Origin of the sequence: Methylorubrum zatmanii (assembly GCF_014845115.1) — a bacterium.
Lineage (GTDB): Bacteria > Pseudomonadota > Alphaproteobacteria > Rhizobiales > Beijerinckiaceae > Methylobacterium > Methylobacterium zatmanii.
The window spans coordinates 1-23,577 of sequence record NZ_NKUI01000106.1 but is presented as its reverse complement, the minus strand read 5'-3'; the positions used below and the strand labels follow the sequence as shown (position 1 = coordinate 23,577).

Genomic DNA, 23,577 nt, shown 5'->3' with positions numbered 1-23,577 from the left:
ATCTGGAAGGTGTCGTCGCCGGTGCCGCCGTAGATCACGGTCGGGATCGAGATGCCGCGGGACAGGTAGCCGCCGAAGGACAGCTGCGTCGTCTCGAAGGCGTCCTCGGCGAGGAGGCCGTTGGCGGTGTCGCGCGGTGTCGCGAAGACCTGGCCGATCTGGAAGAAGTCGTTGCCCTCGCCGCCGTCGATGGTCATCAGCGCCGAGGTGTCGTCCAGGGCGAAGCGGTCGTCGCCCTTGCCGCCTTCGACGATGATGCGCCCGTTGACGCTCATGTCGTAGTTGATGCGCTCGACCACGGCATCGGCCGGGTAGGTCCCGTCCGGGTTCGGGTGGACCAGCGCCACGAAGTTCCGGCGCAGCAGGAACTGATCCGCCGCATCGGTGCCGAGGATGGTCAGGCTGTCGACACCCCGGTCCGGGCTGCCCGAATCCGTCACGTTGATGCGGTAGGACGAGGCGCCGTTCAGCTGGATGCGGATCGTGTCGGTGTCCTCACCGCCGTCGATGTCGAGGGTATCGGTGCGGCTGCCGGTCTTGCTGGTGAGCGAGGGCAGGCGGTCGACATTGATCGTGTCCGCACCGTCCTGACCATAGACCTTGGTGTTGCCGGCCAGTTCGGCGACGGCGATGTCGAGGGTATCGTCGCCCGCGCCGAGCCGGATGGTCGCCGCCGCAGCCCGCACCCGCCCGCGCAGGATGAATTGGTCCCGCCCGCCGAGGCTGGTCAGTGCCAGCGTGGAGGTGGCGATCGTCGTGCCCAGCAGGGTCAGGGCGTTGTCGCCCGCGCCGAGATTCACGTCGATGGTGTTCGCCGTGATGGCCGCGCGCTTGACCGGCGTCGTGCCGTCCATGGCCGCATCGATGACGGTGTCGGCACCGGAGCCCATGGTCAGGCTGAAGCCGTTCTGTGCCGTGAGGGTGCCGGCGAGGGCGACCCGGTTGGCGCCGTCGCCGAGGGCGAGGGCGATCGAGCCGGCCTGGAGATCGAGGGCATCGGCGACCGACTGGCCCGCGAAGCGGTGGTCGGTGAGGATGTCGAGACCCGTTCCGGTGGTGACCCCGAAGGCGTTGGCGATCCGGTAGGTTCCGACGAGGGTGAGCGTGTTGGCCCCATCCCCGAGGTCGATCGCGAGCGACTTGGCTACGATGTCGGCCTTCTCCGCGGCCGCGCCGACGATGCGCAGATCGGCCAGGGTGTCGGTGCCGCCGGTCCCGGTGATCGTGAAGGAATCGGTGATCCGGTAAGTGCCGGTGAGCGTCAGGGCGTTGTCGCCCGCGCCCGCATCGACGCTCATCGAACCGGCGGTGTAGCTGCCCTGCAGGTCGATGGTGTCATTGCCCGCACCGGCACGGATCACCAGCGCGTTCGTCACCGCATAGCTGCCGGCCAGCGTGATCCTGTTGGTCCCACCGCCCGCATCGAGGGTGTAGCGGCCGGCCTTGATCCCGCCGTCGATGGTGACGGTGTCGTCGCCGCTGCCGGTGACGAGTTCCATCGCGCCGACGATGTCGTAGCCGCCGAGGAGGCGGACAGTGTTGACGCCGTCGCCGAGGCCGATCGACAGCGAGCCCGCCTTGATGTCGGCCTTGCTCGTCGCGCCGCCGACGACGCGGTTATCCGCGAGATTATCGATGCCCGACCCGCCCCGGATCGTGAGGGCATCGGTGATCCGGTAGGTCCCGGTCAGGGTGAGGTCGTTGCGGCCGGCACCGGCCCCGGCATCGATCTCCATCGAGCCGGCGGTGTAGCTGCCCTGCAGGTCGATGCTGTCGTTGCCCGCACCGGTGCGGATCGCGAGAGCCCCCCGCGGATCGCTCTGCCGGGTGGTGTCGTAGCTGCCCGACAGGGTCAGCGTGTTGTCGCCGTCGCCCGCGTCGAGGGTCAGGCGTCCCGCGCCGTAGCTGCCCGACAGGGTCACGCTGTCCTTGCCCGCGCCGGTCTTGAGACCCAGCGCGCCGGAGACGACGTAATCGCCCGCGAGCATGACGGTGTTGTCGCCCGCGCCGAGATCCACCGTCAGCGAGCCCGCGCCGAGATCAACCTTGCTCGTGGCGGATCCAACGGTGCGCGTGTCGCTCAGAGTGTCGGCGCCGGAACCGCCACCGATCTCGAAGGCATTGGCGATGCGGTAGATGCCGGTCAGCGTCAGCGCATTGTCGCCGTCGCCCGCCTGCACGGACATCGAGCCGGCCTCGTAGCGACCCTTCAGGTCGATGACGTCGCGGCCCGCGCCGGCCTTGATCGCGAGGGCACCCCCGACGGTGTAGAGGCCGTCGGCGGTGAGGCTGTTGCCCGCCTCCCCGAGATCGATGGTGAGGGCGTCGAGGGTGTAGTTGCCGCCGAGGCTCACGGTCTCCACACCCGCGCCGCCGTCGATCTCCATCGTGCCCGTGGCGTAGGTGCCACCGAGCGAGATCGTGTTGTCCCCGCCCCTGGTGAGCAGGGTGATGGAGCCGCCGCGCGTGAGCGGGCCCTCGGTGGTGCCGGTGATCGTGCGGTCGCCGGTCCGGAACGTGCCGTCGAGGGTGTATTCCCCGCCCTTCGTGCTGCCGTCGATCGAGATCGAGGCGCCGACGATGGTGCCGAGCAGCCTGATCTTCGCGGCCGCGTCGTCGGACGGGACGGCCCGCTCGCGATCGTTGCCGTTGGCATCCTTCTCGGTGATCACCTTGTAATCGGCGCCGAGATGGATGGCGCCCTTGGCCTTCACCGTCGCGCCACTCTCGACGGTCAGGTCGTCGCCGGCCGTGAGGGTGACGGAGCCACCGGTCGAGAAGACGGTGACGCCGCTCTTCACGATCAGGAAGTCGTCGGTCTTGTTGGTCTCTTCGCCGGAATTCAGCGTGATCGAATCCGAGCTGATGATGTCCGAGTCGACCGTGAGCGGGCTCGACGTGCGCACGCTGATCCTGCCGCCGGCCTGCAGGCCGGTGCTGGCTCCGGTGACGCCGCCGACCCGCAGGCCGCCGACGTTCCACAGCCAGATGTCGCCGCTGGTCGAGCGCGCTTCGATGCCGCCGAACCTGTCGCCGTCGAGGCTGTGCATGTTGGCGACGACGCGCTTCGTCTCCGAACCGATGCTGCCGGAGGCGATCAGATAGGCCTTGCCGGAGCTGAGATTCGAGCTGCCGCCGGTCACCTCGTTGTAATTGGTCGAGCCGTTGAGGATGCTGCCGGCGATGGCGGTGATGAAGGCGGTGCGGTTCGCGGCGGTGCCGACGCTGGCGAGGTAGAGATCGTCCGTCGTTTCCGCCACGTAGAGGTTGCTCAGGCCGCCCCGGAGCGTGACGGTTCCGGTTGTCGTGCGGTCGACGTTGCTGTCGATTTCCAGCCCGTCGGCGGCGGTGCCGATGCCGTCGAGGGCAATGAGGGTGATCGAGCGACCGCTCACATTGGCGCGGCCGCCGCCGGCGACCGGCGCGGAATCGATGTCGCGCGGGTTCGACAGATCGCCGCCGTCGAGGATCGACGCCTTGGCCGAGAGGACGACATCGCCCTTGGTGGTGATCGCCACCACCCTCATGCTGGTTTCGGTCTCGGTCAGCGCGATGTCGCCGGTGGCGCTCGCCCGGATGGTGCCGGTCAGCTTGACCTCGATGGCGTCGCTGGCGGTGCCGATGGAGCCCGCCGCCTTCAGGTAGACGTTGGCGGCGACGATCTTGTTGGTGTCGGTGTGGACACCGTCGAGGATGCTGCCCTTGTCGGACACGAAGGTGACGTTGCCGCCCTGCGAATAGGCGGATTCCAGGTTCAGGTCGCCGTTGCGGGCGGTGACGAAGATGTCCTGAGCCGCGCGGACCGCCAGGGTCGCGCCGTTCGTGAGGCTGATGCCGATCACCTTCGCCGCGCTGCCGACGCCACCGTCGCCGCCTTCGAGCACGGTGTCGCCGCCCTTGATGTTGACCGCATCAGCCGCCCCGCCATTGACGAGACCGGTCGAGGACTTGAGGCGGATTTCCTTCCCGTTGGTGGATTCGATGGTGCCGAGCGTCAGCAGCTTGGCGGTGTTGATGTAGATCTGAGCGTCCGAGGTCACGGTGAATGCACCGGTGCTCTCGACGACCATCGCCTTGCGCTTCTGGATGAGCAGCTTGGTGATCTGGTTGAACGGATTCCCGGGATCCTTGGCCGACTGGAACACGACGACGGTGCGCGCGCTCTCCGTCTTGAGGGCGCTGCCGCTCTCGAGGATGAGAGTCCGGGCGCTGGCCTGCTTGATCGTGAAGCTGGTGTCCTTGGTGGTCGCGTTGGCGGTGGTGACGCCGAAGGTGCCGGCAAAGCCGATCAGCATGCCGTCCTTGAACCCGTCGCCCAGGAAGTTGCCGGAGGCGCGGGTGATCACCGACACGCCGGTCTGGCCGGTGGAGCGCACGCCGACCGTCACGGAGACGTTGGCCTCGGGCACGAACAGCAGCTTCGCCTCGAGCCGGATCACCGAGCCGTCGACCGAGGCGATGCGGTAGACGCTCGTCGCCGCGGCGCTGGTATTGGCGGTGTTGCCGGCAATGTAGAGCGTGTCGCCGACCGCGTAGGAGGCATCCCAGGCCACGCCGTCATTGCGGGTCAGGATGCCCTGATGGGTCGCCGCATCATTGCTGAAGCTGACGTTCAGGGCGGTCGGGGCCGCCTTCAGGAAGTCGAAGGCGACTTCCGTGGTGACGCGCGGCGCCTCACCGGACACGGCGATGCTGACGCCGAGATCGATGTCGCGGGCGATCCCCTCGCTGACGAAATGCTTGTCGACGGTGATCACGCCGCCGACGACACTGACGAGCCTGTAGGTCGTCGCGCTCTCGGCCGAGGCGTTCGAGGTCAGGCCGCCGATATAGAGCGAGCCGCTGTAGAGCTGGCCGTTCTTGTCGAAGAAGACGCTCGTATCCCAATTCCCGCCGTCCTGGCGCGTAACGGTGCCGTACTGGCCGGACTGGCCGAACACGACGTTGGTCGTGATCGGCGCCTTCGTCAGGAAGAAGAGATCGCTGCGCTCGGCGGCGGCGAGATCGATCTGTTGGTCGGGGGTGAGCGCCTTGGATCCGGGCCCGATATCGACCAAAGTCTTGCCGCTGGCCGAGCCGATATTGCCCGAGGCCACGATCTTGACGTTGACGCCCTTGATGATCGCGTCCTGCTTGTCGACGATCGTGCTGGTCGTCTCCTTGAGCAGGCCCTGTCCGACAGCGCTCAGCAGTTCGTCCTGCGTCCAGCGCTTGATGCCGGCATCGATCGCATCGGCCGTCGCCTTGTCGATGAAGAAGGCGGGGGCGCTCTGCTTCCGCGCCGTCAGCGCATTCGCGTTCGGGGTGTCGGCGGTGTTGTAGGAGCCCGGCAGGCTGTTGAAGAAGGCGTGGAGCGAACGGTACTGCGCCGTGAGGGCCGCGGACCGCGCGCTTTCCGCGGCGGTGCGGGCCGCGTCGATGGCGGCCGAGCTCTTGTTCTCCGTCTCGGCCGCCTGGCGGGCCGTGGCCACCGCCTTGGTGAGCGCCTCACCGGCGAGACGCGGCGCGAAGGACGCGTTGTAGACGCTCGGATCCACCTGCTGGTTGCGGTAGCTCCAATAGGTCTCGTAATCGGTCTGCACGGCCGAGGTTTCGGACGCGACCTTCGAGGTGTCGTACACGTTGCCCAGGCCGCCGAAGCGGGCATGCAGGGCGGCGTAGCTCGCCTTGAGCGTGGCTTCCGCCGCGACCACCTTGGCGGAGGTCTCCATCCGAAGCGCCGCCTCGCCCAGGGTCTGGGACTTCGCATCCTCGGTGAACTGCGCCTTCAGGGTGGTCAGTTCGTCGATGCTGAGAAGGGTCGAGGTGTTCTTGAGATAGGTGACGTAGACGTCGTAGGTCGCGGCGAGCTTCGCCTGATACTGGCTGCCGAAGCCGCCGAAGATCGCGTCGAGATCCTTGTAGGACTGCGACTGCAGCGTGGCCGCGTCGCCGGACTGCCGCATCTGCCAGTAGGCATCGTATTGCTGTGCGAAGTTCGTGACCTTCGAGTCATCGAAAGCCGCGAAGTCCGATTTCAGCCGATCGATCGCCGCGCCGTTCTTGAGATAGGTGCTGTAGAGATCGTAAGCGGTGCCGAGCTTCTCGATGTAGTGGCTGCCAAAGCCGCCGAAGATCGCATCGAGATCCTTGTAGGTTTGGGATTGCAGCGTAGCCGCATCGCCCGCCTCGCGCAGCTGCCAATACTGATTGTATTGCTGCGTGAAGTTCGTGACCTGCGAAGCGTCGAAGCTACCGAAGACCAACTTCAGGTTGTTGAAATCGGCATTCCTCGAGTCGGTGAGCTGCTTGAGCTGCGCGTTCACGTAATCGGTGAGGGTCGTGCCGGTCAGCGGGGTGCCGCGCGCCTCGGCCTCGATGGCGGTCGCGTAGAGCTGCGCGATCTCGGCCTCGCTCAGCCGGGCATTGCTGCCCGTCCGCCCGCTCTCGATCTGCGCGATCTGGGCCGTGACTCGGGCGATCAGGGCATCGCCCGCAATCGGGGCCGCATGCGTCGTCGCCTGGATCTTGGCGAGCGACGCCGCCGTCGCCTGCACCGTGTAGGTGGCGTCGAAGACGGCGCTGTTGGCCTGCGTCCCGCGGATCGCCCAGTAGGTCGCGTAATCCCCGGTCAGGTCGGCGTGATAGACGTCGCCGTAGACGCCGTACTGCGCGTGCAGCGTGCGGTATTGCAGCGTGCGGCTGGTCTCGATCGTCTTGATCGCGTTGTCGACATAGGTCTTCACCGCCGCGGTACCGGTGATGCCCTGGTCCCTCGCCTGCTCCGTGTAGAGGGAGGTGTAATAGGCGAGTTCGCCGGTCTTCTGGTTGAGCTTCACCTCGAACGTGCCGTCGTAGCGGGACGGATCCGGCTGCTGGTTCCGGTAGGACCAGTAGGTGTTGTAATCGCTCTCGCGGGTGGCCTCGTAGGCGCTGAGCGTCCTCTGGAACTTGAGATCCGCGTCCGCCGCCGTCAGCGCGAGATCCTTCCAGACGCCGTTGATCAGCTGGGATGCGAGGCGGTCGTCGCGGACGACGTTGGTGTTGACGTTGAGCAGGCTTCCGGAATCGACCTTGACGTAGACGTCGCCGTTGGCGGTCAGGCTGTTGAGGCGCAGATCGCCCGAAATCTCCCGGATACCGACCGAGCCGGCCGCCGTGATGTCGGTCTTGTCGCGGCCGGTGCTGCCGCCGTCGAGCTTGATCGGCGCAGCCTCGGAGCCGAAGCGGCCCCCTGCCGACAGGTTCAGTGAGCCGCCCGCGATCACGCCCTCGCCGGCAATGGTCACGCCGCTGGTGGCCACGAGCTTGACGTCGTAGCCGCCGCCCGCCGCGATTCTGTCGATCCCGAGTTCGTTATCGACGGTGCGAACGTTGAGGTTGATGTTGCCCGCGGTGGTGGTGGCCTTGAGACTGTTGCCGGCACCGACGGTGGTGACGTTGAGCGGCTGATCGAAGCCTTTGGTGCCGTTGCCGACACCGATCCCGCTCGCCGCCGCCAGGACGACATGCGATCCGGTGATCGCGCTGGTCGAGCCTTGATGCTGGATCGTGCCGCCGGAGAGGATCGTCGTGTTGCCGTTGTCGTTCTTGATGCCGCCAGCGATCAGGACACGGCCGGAGCCTTGCGAGTCGATCTTGACGGTGCCGGTCCGACCGCCGGTGAAGGTGATCGCGATGCCATAATCGGCCTCGAGGCTATGGGTCGCCTGAATTTGCGTAGTTTGGACAGTCTGAAGCTTGGTCCAATAGGTCTTCGTTCCGTACCAAGTGCTCTCGATCCAGTCTTTTACTATCTTCGGCTTGCTGATATCGCGCGTATATTCGGGCGCGCCGAGGAAAGCGTAACCCTGCTGGCTGGCATCGATGTAATAATAGGCGGATTCCGGCATCAGAGCCGCCTTATCTGTAACTTCCTTATCGAATTTGCCGAGATCGGGCGGATCCTTGGCGAGCGCGTCGATGCCGAGCCAGGACGATCTTCCACTGGTCAGCGTATAGGTGGTCTTATTGCCCTGACCGATGGTGAAGGCATAGCGGTAGCCCGATTTCGGGTCGTACTGCGTCGTGCTGCTGCCGGTATAGGTAGCGATCTCCCGGCCGGTGCTGGTCAGGTCGGCGCTGTAGCGCGTGACGACGCCATCGGCATCCTGCCGGATCAGGGTCTGGCGGAAGGCGATGTCGTCGCCGTCGGCGATGCCGTTGCCGTTCGCATCGGTCTTGTAGGCCAGATCCTTGATGTTGATCTCGCCGATGCCGCGCTTGGACAGGTCGATGCGGTTGAGGACGACGTCGCGGTCGAGCTTGTTGGTGACGGTGACGGTGGCGTAGCCGCCGAGCGCCCGCAACTCACCCCTGCCCTGGTTGGTGTTGAGCATCACGCCGGTCAGATTGATCTGACCGCCGGTCGAGACGATCTCGTTGATCTCGATGGCGCCGGTCCGGCGGTTGTAGCTCGCCGAGAAGCCGTCGCGGGAGAACTTGGTGAGATTCGCGCTGCGGTTCGGATCCCGGATGATTTCCTGGATCTCGTCTTCGACCGATTGATCGATGACGAGATTGTAGGTGTCGCGGCCGCTCTGCACGAGGCCGTTGAGGTTGAGATACTGCGCCTTGATGGTCACGGCGCCGCTGGCGATGATGCTCTTGGTTCCCTGGGAGAGGGCCGTCGCGATGTCGCTGCCGGATTTGCCGGACATCGGGCCGCCATTGGCCTCCAGGACCGCCTGAATCTGCCCGTAGGGATCGCCGCCGACGGAATAGGTGCGCAAATCCGTCGTCACGCCGAGCGACACGGCGCCGCCGACATCGAAATCGGGCGATTTGACGACGCTGTTGGCATTGATGGTCAGGTCACCGCTGCCGGTGGTCTTCACATGGAAGACCGCGGTCGGCGCGTAGATGTCACCGATGACTTGGATAGAAGGCGCCAGATTGCCGTCGCGGGCACCCGAGGTGTTGATGAGATAGATGTCGCTCTTGCTGTTGGCGGTGGCGATGCCGCCGACCGTCAGCACCTGGAACGCCACCTCACGGCCGCCGGCGAGGGCCTTGGCGGCCGCGGCGTCGGGGCTCGCGGCATTCTTGGTGATGATCGCCTGACGACGGACCTCGAAGTCGTCGCTCGCCGTCACCGGGATCTGCGCATCGTTGAAGAAGGTGCCGCCATTGGATTCCGGCATGGTGATGCCGCCGATGACGAGGGTGGCCAACGAATTGTTGGTGATCTTGACCTCGGTGTCGGAGGCGGCGTCGAGCTTGCCCGAACCGAGCAGCGCATCGGCGCGCACGATGATGCTGCCGGCGCCCGCCGAGAACGCGCTCACCGTGAGCACCTGCACCTTCCTGTAGACCGGTGTCAGGACGTCCCGGCCCTGATAATCCTTGTTGAATTCTGCGAGCCCGGAGGCGAGCAGCTCGGCTTTGATGCGGTTGACCTCGCCCTGGTAATAGGCCTGGAGCGTGGCGTTGTCCTCGTAGGTCGCGAGACCGGCCGTCGCGTCCTGATAGGCCTTGATCTGGTTCGACTGTGCCTCGGCGAAGCCGAGACTGATGGTGATCGGCAGCTTCGGCAGCGTCGTGGACGCGCTGGTCGCCCCCTGCGCCAGGGAGATGGTGAAGCTCTTGGTGCTCAGATCCGACTCGGCGATCGGGTTGCCGGCGGAGTCGTATTTCTGGCCGTTCAGCCGCACCGTGCCCGTGAACACGGTCGGCGAGGTGTCGTTCTCCCTCTCCGGCTGGTCGTCGATGACGATCGAGATGTTGCGAGTGATCCCGGTAACGACGGTGCCATCGACGATCACGACGCCGATCGAGCCCGTCTTGGCATCGCCGACCGGCGTGACGGCCGAGCCGCCGAGCAGGCTGTCGATCGCGCCGGCGACGGCGGTCGTCCAGTTCGTGCCCTTCATCCGCGAGACGGCGTTGGAATTGCCCTTGCGGTTCGTGAACAGGTTGGCGTTGCCGGCGGTGCTGATCGTGGCGCCGCCATCGATCTTGATCGTGTTGGTCTCCTCGACGCGGATCTTGGCCGCGAGCGAGCTGATCGGGATCGCGCTGCCGGCGAAGTTATCGGTCGTCGCCGAGGTGTCGTAAGCGTCGTCGTAGGCGTTCTTGTTGGTGCCAGCGAAGAGATTGGCATCGCCATAGGCGGTGACGGTGGCGTTCGCGCCGACATTCACCGAATTGTCCGGTCGCACGATGACGGCGGTGCTGCCGGTGGCGACGGTGGCGGCGCCGTAAGTCTCGGAGTTCGAGACGGAATAGGCGTTGCCGCTGCCATTGGCCGAGAGGATCAGGGTGCCGAGCGTGAACAGGTTCGCGCTGGCGCCGACATTGACCTGCGCCTGGAAGTTCCGCGTCTCGATGCTCGAATAGGCACCGGCACCGGAGAGCGCGCCACCCGTCGTCAGCGAGACCTTGTCGTAGGCGTTGATGATGTTGTTCGCCGCCAGACGGATGCCGCCCTGGCTGCCGGAGCGGGCGACCGTGGTGAGGTCGGTCTTCCGGCCGGCATCGCTGAGCACATCGACCCGCGTGATCACGTCGATGATCGTGCCGCTGCGGGCCGCCGCGCCGCTGGCGAGGCCGCCCGTCGAGCCGACGATGGTGGACTGGTCGAGCTGCGGCTTGTTCACGGTGTTGGTCGCGGTCGCGACGATGTCGCGCGCCGTGACGCGGGAGCCCTCGCCGAAGCTGGCGATGGTGCGCTGGGTGACGACGTTGTCGGCCACCGCGCCGGAACCGGCGAGCGCCCCGTAGCTGTCGGTGATGATTTGGCCGTTCAGGGTCGAGACATGCTCGGCCGCCAGATAGAACAGGCCGGTGCTGTCGCTGCGCTTGGTCAGGTTGACGGTGACGCCGCGGGCGAGTTGCGCCGTGGTGCTGCCGCCCGTGACGGTGCTGGCGCTGGCGGCGGCTCCCGAGACGAGACCGCCGCTGCCGGCGATCGCCTTGGCGAAGTTGTTGTCGACCCCCAGGGCGGTGACGGTCATCGAGCCCGCGTCGAGGGCGCCGAGCGAGGCGATCCCGGAGGAGGTCTCGGTGGCCGAGGTGGCGCTGGAGACGGTGGCACCGGCCGCGATCAGACCGGCGCTGGCGCTGCTGGCGACCGAGGTCTGCCGGGTCGTGCCGCTGGCGATCACGGCCACCGCCCCGGTCACGGCGAGCACCGTGCCGACATCGACGAGGCTCGTGACACGGCTGGCATTGGTGGCGGTGGTGACCGTCGAGTTGAGGCCGATCAAGCCGCCGACCGAGCCGGACGCGGTCGCGGTGACGGAATCCCGGCCGGATTGCTGGGCGAGATTGCCCGACACGGTCAGGCTCGCGGCGGTGATCGTGACGTTCTTCGTCGAGGCTCCGACGACCGCCGCCACCTTGGCGTCGGCGACCGAGGCACCGATGGCGGCGGTGCCGGCATTGATGCCCTGCGCGCCGGCTGCGACGGAGGGCAGCGCGGTCGCGACGATGCTGACATTGGCGGCGGAGAGCGCGCCGCCCTCGACCGAGGCGGTCACGGTCGGGCGGGCCTCGACCTTGGCGACCGAGCCGCCGGCCGCGAGCGCGAGTAGGCCGCCGGCCACGGAGATGCCGAGCACCTGCGAGTCGATGGTCGTGGTGTCGCTGGCCCGGACGGAAATGTCGCCCGTGGTCGTGATCCTGCTGTCGCTGACGCTGGCACCCGTGGTGCTGGTGACCGTGTCGCCGGTGCCGGCGCCGCCGCCCGCGACGGCCACGCCGAAGACGGAGGCATTGCCGGACATGGCCGCGGCGCGGGCACGGCTGGTCAGGGTCGCGCTCTCAGTGGCGGTGACGCTGACCGCTCCGCGGGCGGTGAGGCCGCCCGCCCCGTTCAGATTCCTGATCGCCGCCGTGACGGAATTGGCGATCACATTGTCCGCCGCCGCGACGGCGAGGGAGAACGAGGCGCCGCCTGCAAAGCCGACGGCGGCCGCGACCGAGGCCGCACCGGTCTCGACACTGAGGGACGACGTATCCCGCGCCGCCACCGTGACGGTGCCGGCGGTGATCTTGTCGTCCGCGCCGTCGCCGTCGATGGCCGCGCTCACCAGGGCGCCGATGCGGTTATGGGTGCCCGCCCCCGCGCCGGCGGCGCTGATGGCGACGGCACCGGCGGAGATGGCGACCGAACCGGCGACCACCGTCGCCTTGATGGTCTGGCCGGAATCGGCCGTGACGGCGAGGGTGCCGCCGGCCTGGATCGTGGTGTCCTTCGACAGCGCCTCGATCACGAGGGCCGACGACTTCGTCGTCTTGTTCTGGCCGCCGACCGTCTGCGTGATCTCGCTGCCGATCAGGTTGGTGGCGACGCCGGTGCCGATGCTGGCTCCGACCGCGACACCGCCGATGCTGACGCCGGCCGCGAGCGCGGCCACCTCGGCCTCGATGCGGCTGTTGTTCGCGGCGGCCACCGCCACGTCGCCGGAGGCGTTCAGGCGGGCATTGTTGAGCCGGGCGCGGGTCGAACCGCCGATCAGGTTGGTGGCGATGGCACCGCCACCCGCCACCGAGACGGCAACGCCGCCGCCGGACAGCGCCACGGAGGCGGCAGCGACCCGGGCGCGGATGCTCGCCCCGTCGAAGCCGGGCGTCGCCGGATCGTCGGCCGGAACCAGCGCCTCGACCCGGATCGCTCCCGCGCGGGTCGTCACGGAGGCGCCATCGACCAGGGCGGTCACGGCGTTGTCGATGACGTTGAGGGCGACGGCGACGCCGATGGACGGCGCCACGCCGACACCGCCACCGGCGGCGGCCACGGCCGCAGAGCCGACATCGACGGTGATCGCGGCCTGGTCCTTGGCGCGCACGGTCACGTCGGAGCCGGTGACGCTGGTCGCGCCGCCGGTGATCGCCGCACTCGTGGCGAGGCTGATGGCGTTGCCCGAATAGCTGCCGGAACCGGCGACGCCCACGGCCACGGCCGCGCCGGTGACAACGGCGGAGGCCGCCGCGACGGTCGCGTCGATGCTGCTGGACGAGGTCGCCGTCACGGCGACGGATCCCTGCGCCGTCGCCACGGTATCGGCGATCAGCGCCTCGACCTTGGCGCTGCCATCGGTGTCGAGGATCGGCTGGTCGAGGTTTTTGCCGTTCTTGTCGGTCAGGGTCCAGCTGCCGATGATGTTCTGCGCACCGGAGAGACCGATCGCCACCGGCACGCTGGCGATACCCGCGCCGCCGCCCGCGGCGGAGAGCGAGACCACCTTCGCGTCGATGTCCTGAGTGCTCTTCGCGGAGACGCGCAGCCCCGCGCCGCTGGTCACCTGGTTGAGGGCGGATTGGCCGGCGGCCTTTTCGATGGCCGCGCGGGTGCGGGTGGTGATGACGTTGAGCGCCGCCGCGCCGCCGCCGGAAACCTGCACGCTGGCGATGCCGGCGCCGCCGAGGCTGAGAGAGGCCGCCGTGGCGATGGCTTGGATAGAACCGCCGCTCTCGGCCTCGACCGAGAGATCGCCGGCGGTCGAGGTGACACCGGCATCCGCGTTGCGGATCAGCGCCTCGACAACGTTGCCGATGCGGTTGGTGGCCTGCGAGGCCGAGACCGTGACGCCGACGCTGGCGATGCCCGCGCCGCTGCCGGCGATGCCGGCCGAAGCGACGGAGGCGGTGATGGTGGAGCTGTCCTTCGCGGCGAGGGCGATCTGCGTGGCCGTGATGCCGGCGGCGCCAGCGCCGTCGATGAAGGCCCGCGTCGCCACGGCGATGGTGTTGGATGCGCCGGTGCCGGAGCCCGCGACGCTGACGCCGGCCGCGCCGCCGCCCTGGAGCGAGGCGGAAACCGCCGCCACATCCGCCTTGATCGTCTGGTTCGAGGTCGCGGTCAGGCTGAGCGCGCCGTCGGAGTTGAGGCTCGACCTGCTGATCGAGGCCTGGACCTCGTTGCCGGAGCCGATGGTGTTCGAGGCCGCACCGACACCGACCGAGACGCCGACACCGGCCGCGCCGCCGCCACCGGCCGCCGCCGCCGCGGCGACGATCAGGGCCTGGATGTCGGCGGTGGCCTCCGCCTTCACCGTGGAAGCGCCGCCGCGCACCGTCAGCACGCTGTCGGCCACGAAGGCATTCGTCCGCAGGGTGATGACGTTCGACGCTCCCGCGCCGCCGCCGCTCACCGAGACGCCGGCCGCGCCGCCGCCGCCGACCGAGACGGCCGCCGCCGCCGAGATCGCCCGGATCCGGGCTTCGTTGCGCGCGCCGACCGAGACGCCGCCGCCGCGGGTGGTGAGCCCGGCATCGGCATTGGCGATCGAGGCCTGGATTCCGCCCGCGATGCTGTTGATGGCCAGCGCGAAGCCGATCGCCACGCCGACACCGGCCGCGCCGCCGCCGGCACCGGAGAGCGAGGATGCTCCCGTCACGGCCATGATCTGCGCCGTATTCGCTGCGGTGACGGTGACGCTGCCTGCCTTGATGCCGTCCGAGCCGGTCCCGTCGCCGTCGATCGTCGCCGAGGTGACGATGCCGATGGCGTTGGCGGTCACCGAACCGGCGCCGCTGACCGACACGCCAGCCGCGCCACCGCCCTGGATGGCGGCGGAGGCGGCGACGACCGTCGCGGAGATCTTCTGGCTTGCCGTGGCCTGAACCGTCAGGGCTGCGGCGATGTCGAGCACCGTGTTCTTGACCGCCGCTTGGACCGCAACGGCGCCGTTGGCCTCGAGCGTGTCCTTGCGAGCGGCGCTCTCGCCCGTGCTGGACCAGGTGCCGATGCGGTTCTCGGCGCCGCTGGCGCCGAGGGCGACACCGACGCCGGCCGCGCCGCCGCCACCGCCGGAGGCCGCCGCCGCAGCGATGATCGCCGTGATCTCGGAGGAGCCGGTGGCCGTGACCGTGAGGGCACCGCTGCCCGCCGTGGTGATCCGGCTCGCATCGACGGTCGCATTGACCGAGCCGAGGATCCGGTTCGAGGCGAAGGCGCCGCCACCGGAGACGCCGACGCCGGCTGCACCGCCGCCCGCGAGGCTGATCGCCGCCGCCGCCGCAGCCGCGTAGATGCGGCCCGACCGCGACGCACTCACCGAGACGCCGGCCGCGCCCGTCGTCCGCACCAGGCTGTCGGCATGGGTGATGGTTGCCGCGACATCGCCGGCGATGCTGTTGAGCGCCAGCGTGAAGCCGACCGCCACGGAAACGCCGGCCGAACCGCCGCCGGAGCCCGCCAGCGAGGCGGAACCGGCATAGGCGTCGATGGTGGAGGTGTCGGCGGCGCTCACCGAGACGCTGCCGGCCACGATGCCGGTCGTGCCGGCGCCATCGATGGTGGCCCGGGTCGCGACCGCGATGGCGTTCGTGACCGAAACGCCGGCCGCCGAGACACCGACGCCGGCCGAGCCGCCGCCGCCGATGGAGACCGCCGCCGCCGCGACCTGGGCGGAGATCGCCTGGGCCGAGGTTGCACCGACCGTCAGCGCGCCGCTGGTCTTGACGCTGCTGCCGCTCAGGATCGCTTCGACGACGGAGCTCTGCTGCGCCGCCGCCGTGTCGACGCGGTTGCGTCCATCGCCGGTCGAGGTCCAGTCGCCGATCCGGTTGGCGGCGACGGAGGCGCCGATGGCGATGCCGACGCCGGCCGAGCCACCTCCGCCCGCGCCGAGGGCGGCAGCGGCCACGAGGGCCGAGATGGCCGAGTTGCCGGTCGCCGTGACGGTGACGCTGCCGCTCTGGCTGATCGGGCTCGCGGCCAGGACGGCGCGCGTGACCGGGCGGATGGTGTTGAAGGCGAGAGCCCCGCCGCCGCCGATGGAGACGCCGGCCGAACCGCCACCGCCGATGGAAACGGCGGCCGCCGTCGTCGTCGCGGTGATGGTCGCGCCGCTGCGGGCATCGACCAGGACCGCCCCCGTGCCGGCATCGATGCCGCCGTCGAGGTTGTTGATGCTCGCCTTGGCGGCGGCCTCGATGGTGTTGAGGGCGAGGGCGAAGCCGACCGAGACCGCGACGCCGTTCGAGCCGCCGAAGGCGGCGCTGACCGCCGCGGTCAGGGCGTTGGCGACGATGCTCGACGTGTCGGCCGCCTTCACGGTGACGGCGCCCGCCTTGATGGCGTTGCTGGCGATGGCACTGTTGGCCACACCATTGCCTTCGATGAAGGCCTGCGTGGTGACACCGATGGCGTTGATGACGGCGGTGGCGCCGCCGCTGACGCCGACGGCATTCGACCCGCCCCCGGCCAGACCGGCGGAGATCGCCGCGATATTGGCCTTGATCTGATTGGTGGACGTCGCCTCGACGGCGAGCGCACCCTTCGCATCGACGCCGACGCGGGTCAGCGACGCCTCGACAACGGTGCCGCCCTGGCCGGCGAGCGTGTAGCTCGTCGTCGCGTCGCTCCCCGACTTCGACCAGACGCCGATGCGGTTCTCGGCGATGGCCGCGCCGAGGCCGACGGCGGCGGCGTTGCTGCCGCCACCGGAACCCGCCACCGAGATGGCCAGAATCGCGGCCTCGATCGTGGCGGAGGCCTCCGCCTTCACGCCGACGTTGCCGTTGCTGCCGGTGGTGGTGAGCCGGCTCTCGCTTCCTTGCGCGCGGGTGCTCGTGGTGATGACGTTGCGGGCATAGTTGACCGCCGCCGTGACGGCGGCGGCGCTCGCGCCCGAGCCGGAGACGCTCAGGGCCGCCGACGCGGCCTTGGCCGTCACGGTCCCCGCCGACTTCGCATCGATCAGGATCGCGCCGACGGTCTGCAGGCCGCGATCGACATTCTTCACCGTCGCGGAGACGTCGTTGGCGATGGTGTTGAGGCCGATGCTGCCGCCGACCGAAACGCCGGCGGCATTGCCGGATCCGATGGCGACGGCGAGGCTGGCCGAGAGCGCCTGGGAGGTGATCGTCGAGATGTCCTGGGCCGAGATCCTGGCGCTGTCCGCCTGGATGCCCGGACCGATCCCGGTCCCGTCGCCATCGATCGAGGCCAGGGTCGCGAGCCCGATATTGTTCATCGCGAAGGTGCCGCCGCCGCTCACCGCGCCGGCCTTGCCGCCGGCGACGGTGACACCGGCGGCAATGGCCGCGATGTCGGCCTTGACACTGTTCTCGCTCGCCGCGGTGACCGAGAGCGCGCCCGTCGCCTTGACCGGCGTGCCCGTGAGGGTGGCCGACACGTTGCTGCGGCCGCCGAGCACGGGAGCCTCGCTCAGCGTGTGCGCGGATTCATCGTAAGCGGTCCAGCGACCGATCTCGTTATAGGCGATGGCGATGCCGAGGGCGCCGGCTCCGCCATCGGTCGAGCTCGCGCCGATGGACGCGGCGGCCCCGACGACGAGCGCCTCGATCGTGGTCTTGCTGCCGGCCGAGACGGTGACCGCCCCCTGAGCGTCGAACGACGCGTTCTGGCCGGTGGCCGTGGTGCCGCTGTTGATCTTGTTGACCGCCGCGACGCCGGCTCCCGCCACCGAGATGCTCTTGCCGCTGGTGCTGACGGAGGCCGCGACGCTGGCCGCCGCCGCGCGCGTCTTGATGCTGCCCTCGCGCTTCGCCTCGACGGTCACGCCGCCGGATTGCGTGACGACATTGGCGTTCTTGACCGTGGCGGCGACATTGCCGCTGATCTCGTTGATCGCGACACTCGCCGCGAGGGTCACCGCGAACGAGTCGCCCTGGCCGAACGAGCCGGCAATCGAGGCCGCCCCGACATCCGCCGTGATCTCCGCAGCGTTTCGCGCCTTGACGGAGAGACTGCCGGCATCGACGGAAACCGCGCTGCCGTCCGCAGCCACCCATTCGGCCGTGGTGGCGACATCGACGGCGTTGCGCGCGCCGGACCCGCCGAGGCTCACCGTGCGGGCGGAATCGGTGCCGCTGGCCGACACGCCGACCGCGACCGTGACGGTCGTCGCCGCGATCTTCGCCGTGGATTCCGCGCGCACGCCGACCGCGCCGGTGGCGCGGACGGGGGTGTTGGAGACCGTCGCCCGCACCGCGGCGCCGGAACCGCCGATGACGTTGTTCGCGACCGAGGCCCCGACGGCGACGCCGGTGGCCTTGCCTTCGGCGGCTCCCGCGAGGGTGATCGCGGCCGCGCCGGTGAGGGCGACGATCTTGGCCGCATCCGTGGCCGAGACATCGAGAGAGCCGACCTTGGCGCCGCCATTCGCCGCGTCACCGACCTTGGAATCGGTGATCTCGGCGATGGTCGAGCCCCGGATCGTGTTCAGGGCGAGCGCGCCGCCGCCGCTGACGGAGGTGCCGTTGCCCTGCGACGAGACCTGCGCGCCGACGGCGGCGGCGTAGGTCTGCGCGAAGATGTCGGCGCTGCGGGTGGCGCCGACGGTGACGGCGCCGAGGGTCACGAGGTTGGCGACCTGAACGACGCGCGCGGAAACCTCGCTGGTGACCGCGTTGTCGGCCAGCGACAGGGCGATGGCCACGCTCGACTTCGAGGCGGTGTTGCTCGCATCCGCGCTCAGGTTGGCCGAGAGGGCGAGCGCGACAGAAGTCGCGCGGACGATGGCGGTGTCCTTGGCCGAGACGCTGATGCCCTCGCTAACGGAGGTGACCGCGTCGTCGGTGCTGCCGGTGCCGTCGATCACCGCCGAGGCCGACGTGACGAGCTTGTTGCGGACGAACAGCCCGCCCCCGGACAGGGAGAGGTTGCCGTCGCTCGAACTGCTGGAATCGCCGCCGGTCGAAACGCCGACCGCGACCGCGGCGGCGATGGTTCTCGCCGTGATCGTGCCGCCCGATTCCGCCTCGACCGCGACCCGCCGCCCGGCATTCAGGCGGGAGCGCGTCACGCTCGCCTTGACGTCGAGGGAGCGGGCCTTGTCCGCCGCGAGGCTGGCGGTCCCGTCCACGGGGATCAGGCTGAAGTTGTAGCCGATCATGTTGAAGGCGAGGGAGACGCCCAACGCCACCGCCTGGGCGGCGCCCTTGCCGACGATCACGGCCGCCGCCGCCGCCTCGACCGACGCCGTGACGGTGGCGTTGCTCTTGGCGGAGACGGTGATGTTGCCCTGGCCGCCGGTTCCGTCGCTGACGCTCGGCGCCCGGTTGCCCGAGGCCGAAACCCTGCTGTCGGCGATCCGCGCCTCGATCCCGCCGAGGATGGTGTTGACGCCGAACGCGCCGCCGCCGGACACGCCGAGATTCTTGCTCTGCTCGGTGCTGAGCAGCACGGCGACGGCGGTGGCCGCCACCTTCGCGGTGATGGCGGCGGTGTTGGAGGCGGCGACGCTTACATCGCCCGCGCTCGCGGTCACGTCGCCGGCCCGGTCGAGGCCGGCTTCGAGCACGACGTCGAGGATGGTGTTGCGGGCGAAACTCGCCGCGACGGAGATCGTGCGCGTCGTCGTGGCCGTGTCGGTGCCGCCGGTATTGCCCGTATTGCCGGAGGTGTTGCTGCCGCCGGCCGTGCCGGACGTGTCCGGCATGTTGTAGACCACCGCCGTCACCGGGGCCTTCACCTCGGCATTGATGGTGGAGGCGCTGAGCGCGTTGACGGCCACGCCGCCCGCCGCGGTGAGCCCGGCAATGTCGGCGATGGTGGCGGAGGTGCCGAGCCGGACGAAGTTGAGGCCGGCGACGGCGCCGACGCTGGTGGTCGACGAGCCGATCGAGGTGACGGCGTTCGTGATCGTGGCGTCGATGGTCGCCTTGGACTTCGCCTCCACCGAGACCTTGCCAGTGGCGCTGATCGGCTGGCCCGAGATCGAGGCGGTGGCGGCGAACTGGCCGCCCTTGGTCATCTGGCTGTCGAGATCGAAGCCGGCGAGCGTCGCGGCGAGATCGAACACGGCGTTGGTGCTCGGGCTGCCGATCTTGTTGAAGGCCGCCGTGATGCCGACCGCGGTCTCGCTGGAATCGACGGTGCTGTCGACCGTGGCCTTGATCGCCCCGGTGTTCTGCGCCTTCACCGAGACATTGCCGACGGTCGCGCTCGTGGCGGCGTCGCCGAGCTTGCTCCGGTCGATGGTGGCGGTGCTCGAGCCCATCACCACGTTCGAGGCGATCACGGCCTGGGCGGCGACGGAGGTCTTGGTGCCGGCCTTGGTGCCGGGCTTCAGCTTCGACTCGACCTTGCTGGCGACACTCGCCGTGATCGAACCCTTCTGCTCCGCCTGCACGCTGACATCGCCGGCCTTGGCGACGGTCATGCCGGTCAGCGCCGCCGTGGCGACGCTGCGGACGTCGTTGGTCACGAGGATGCCGCTCACCGCCACCGCGTAGGGCTTGGCGGGGGTCTGGCCGCTGGCAGGCTGGGCATCGCTGGCCGGCGGCGTGGGCGAGCCGGCGGTGTCCTTGCTCTCGCCGAGGTTGAGCACGCCCGGCGGCAGGAATTGCACGAACTCGCGGAGGTTGTTCTCCCGCCAGCCGTTCTCCTCCGTGTAGCTTTCCGTCTTGAGATTGGTGTTGGCCTTCGTGTCGCCGAAATAGACGAACCGCTTCTCCTGGCCGTTCACCTTCGCGAAGACGATGTCGCCGAACTTGACGGTCTTCGAGCCGGATTCGGTGGTGTAGGTGTAATTGTCGAGAATCTTGTTGGCGAAGTCCTCCAGCATGCTCGGCTTGGTCAAGCTGGCGATCGCGGAGAGGCTGTTGCCCGAGGTGATGCTGCCGTTGCTCGTCGCCGAGAGCGTCACCGCGCCGCTGGCGTCGATGGTCTTGGTCGAGTCGATGGCGGTGCCGGCCGCGTTGCTGCTGTCGATGCGGGCCACGGCCTCGGAATTCACGAGGTTGCCGGTCAGCGCGAAGCCGATGGCGAAGGCGCTCGCATCCTTGAGCACGGTCTGCGAGGCGCTGGCCTTGTTGGTCAGCTGCGCATTGATCGAGGCGTCCGACCGCGCGGTGACCGCGAGGGCGTTGCCGGCGCCCGTGGTGGTGACGTTGCTGCGCAGGATCTGCGCCCGCGCGCCCGACGGATCGGAGGCGTTGTCGCCGGCCTCGGCGATCAGCGGCTGGCCGGTGATCGTGTCGGCGGCGCGGAACAGGATGTTCTGCTCCTTCCAGCCGACGCTGTTGAAGGCAAGCGTGATCGAGACCGCGCCCTGGTCGCTGGAGGTGGCAGTCTTGTTGGTCGCATCGACCGTGGCGGTGTTGGCCGCATCGACCGCGAGGCCCGCACCGGTCACGGTGCTGTCGACGATCTCCGCCCGGGCCGTGCCGAGGACGGCGTTGGTGGCGATGACGCCGCCGAGCGCGAGGCTGGTGGGCTGGCTCTTGGTGCCGAGGCTCCGGTCGGTGGACGGGTCACCCGCCGGCGCCGGGGCCGGAGTGCCGGTGCCCGTCGGCTTGTAGGAATTCGACGACTTCACGTTGGCGGCGCTGTCGGCGGTCGCCTTGATCGTGGCGGCCTCGCTCGCCTTGACCGTGACGGCGTCCCCCGCCGTGGCGGTGACGCCGGTGATCCGCGCCACGGCATCGCCGTGCACGCTGTTGAGCACGACGAGCCCGCCGATCGCGAGCGACGACGCCGGCTGCGGCGTCACCGTGCCGGTCTTGGCGGCGTTGTTGGCCGAGGGGTCACCGGTCGGCGCGACGGTCTCGGTGGCGGGGGTGGCCGGGGCCGGCGTCGTGCCGGTGCCGGTGCCGGTCGTCGGCAGCTTCAGCCCATCCGGGATGAAGTTCGATTCGAGTGCCCGCTTCCAGAGCAGCTTATTGGTGTAATCCGTCGCCGCGAGATCGACCTTCGCGTCGGCCCCCATATAGATGAAGATATCGCCGGCCTTGTAGGCATCGGCTTTGTCGGCGATCAGCTTCCACTTCGTCGCATCGGTGAGGTCGGGACTCTGGGAATCGATCTCACTCAGCAGGTCGGCGCCGACATACTTGTAGATCTTGCCACCGAGATCCTGGATTGTGTCGCCGGTCTTGACCGTGATGGTGCCCTGCCCGGTCTTGAAGGTCGGCTTGGCGTAGCCGTCGGCGATCCGCACCCGCGTGCCGAAGGTGACATCCTGCGGGTTCGTCGTCTTCGGCTTCTGGCCATAGGCCGAGAGGTCGAGGGTGCCGATGCTGTCGGTGCTCAGGCCGAACGGCTTCAGGAAGGCGTTGAGCCCATCCTTCAGGTCCTTGATCTTGGCTCCGACCTCGATCACCGCCCGGTCGGCGAGGACCTGCAGGCGGATCAGCTGTCCGACCGTCTGCTCCGCCTTGACGGTGGTGGCGGTCTTGTTCGGGCCGACGACGCTGTTGCGCAAAGCCGCATCGTCGAGATAGCCGCGCCGCGCCGCCTCGGCAGCGACCTTCAGCGCGTCGTTCCGCGCCGCGTCGGCGGCTTCGGTGTTGATCGAGGCGACCGTCAAGTGATCCGACAGCGCCTTCGCCGCGTCTTCGATCCGCTTGGCGAGGTCGGTCTGATCGGTGCTCGGAATCGTGCCGGGCTTGATCGCCTTGAGCTGGTCGACCAGGGTCTGGTTGATCGCGATCAGGTAATCGTTCGCGACATCGCCCGCCTTGAGCTTGAGCAGGTTCGTCTCGACCTGCTTCAACAGCGTCGCGGGGCCGGCCTGAAGCTGCTCGACGAGTCCCTTGACCCGGGCGACCTGCGCCGTGACCTGCTGCTCGACGGCCGTGAGCTGAGCCGGCGCCCAGTCGCTGCGGTTCTTGATCAGGTTCGACTGAATCGTCGCCGACTGGACCTCGTTCGGGTTGGTCGAGAAGTTGGACGGCAGATACTTGTTGAGCTTCGACTGGTTCGTGACGGAGCCGCCATCGGTCTTCACGACCGTCGAGCTCGTCACGATCTGGACGTTCGAGGTGATACCGGCCGCATCCGTTGCGGTGACGGCGAGCGCCCCGCCCGCCGTGATGTCCTTGGTGACGCCGGTATTGTCGATGAAGGCGACGGCGCTGCCGCTCACCTTGTTCGAGGCGAGCACCACGCCGAAGCCGGTGCCGCCGGACCCCTTCAGGGCATCGGTCGAGGAGCGGGCAGCGTTGCTGACCGTCGCGTTGATCTTGGCGGCGGAGGTCGCGGCGACGCTCAGGTCGCCCCCGGCCTTCGCCGAGGATTGCACGATGGTCGCCTTGGCGCCCGATCCAGTCTCGCCGCCGAAGGCGCCGGAGATCGCCGACTGGCCGATCAGCGCATCGACGGTGTTGAAGAGAAGGTTCTGGGTCTCGTAGCCCACCGAGTTGAAGGCGAGCGTGACCGCAGCGGAGACGCTGCCGGTGCCGCCTGAGGTCGTGGTCGAGGCCCGCAGCCGCGCATCGACGCCCACCTTGTTGTCGGCGGTGACCGCGAGATTGCCCTCCGTGGATTCGACCGTCGCGCGCAGAACGCTGGCCTCGGCGCCGCCGCGCACGACGTTGGTCGCCGCGATGCCGTTGGCGGCGATGACCGAGCCACCGCCGGTCCCGCCGCTGGTGCCGGCCGCGCCGGATTTCGACTGGAAGGAGGCGCCGCCGGAGGCGGTGACGGTGCTGAGCAGAGTCGCCGAGATGTCGGCCGCGTCCTCGGCCCGGACCGACAGGTCGAGGGCGGAGGTCACCGTCGCATCGGTGATCCGGGCGCCGGCCCCACCGGTCACCTCGTTGAACACGATCAGGCCGCCGAAGGCCTTGGAGGACGAGGCCGGGCTGCGGCTCGCCGGGATCGGATCGGTCGAGCCCGGGGCGGGGGTCGTCGCCGGGGCC

Annotated in this window: 1 protein-coding gene (only partly in view); it reads right to left on the bottom strand. The window is 69.0% G+C overall.

Features of this window, described 5'->3' with window-relative positions; all coding sequences use genetic code 11:
- Positions 1-23,577 carry part of the coding region annotated (locus tag MZTS_RS13855) for a GLUG domain-containing protein (protein WP_192284292.1) on the bottom strand (this coding region is incomplete at both ends). 12,003 nt of the annotated region lie to the left of the window's left edge, so 23,577 of the 35,580 annotated nt are shown.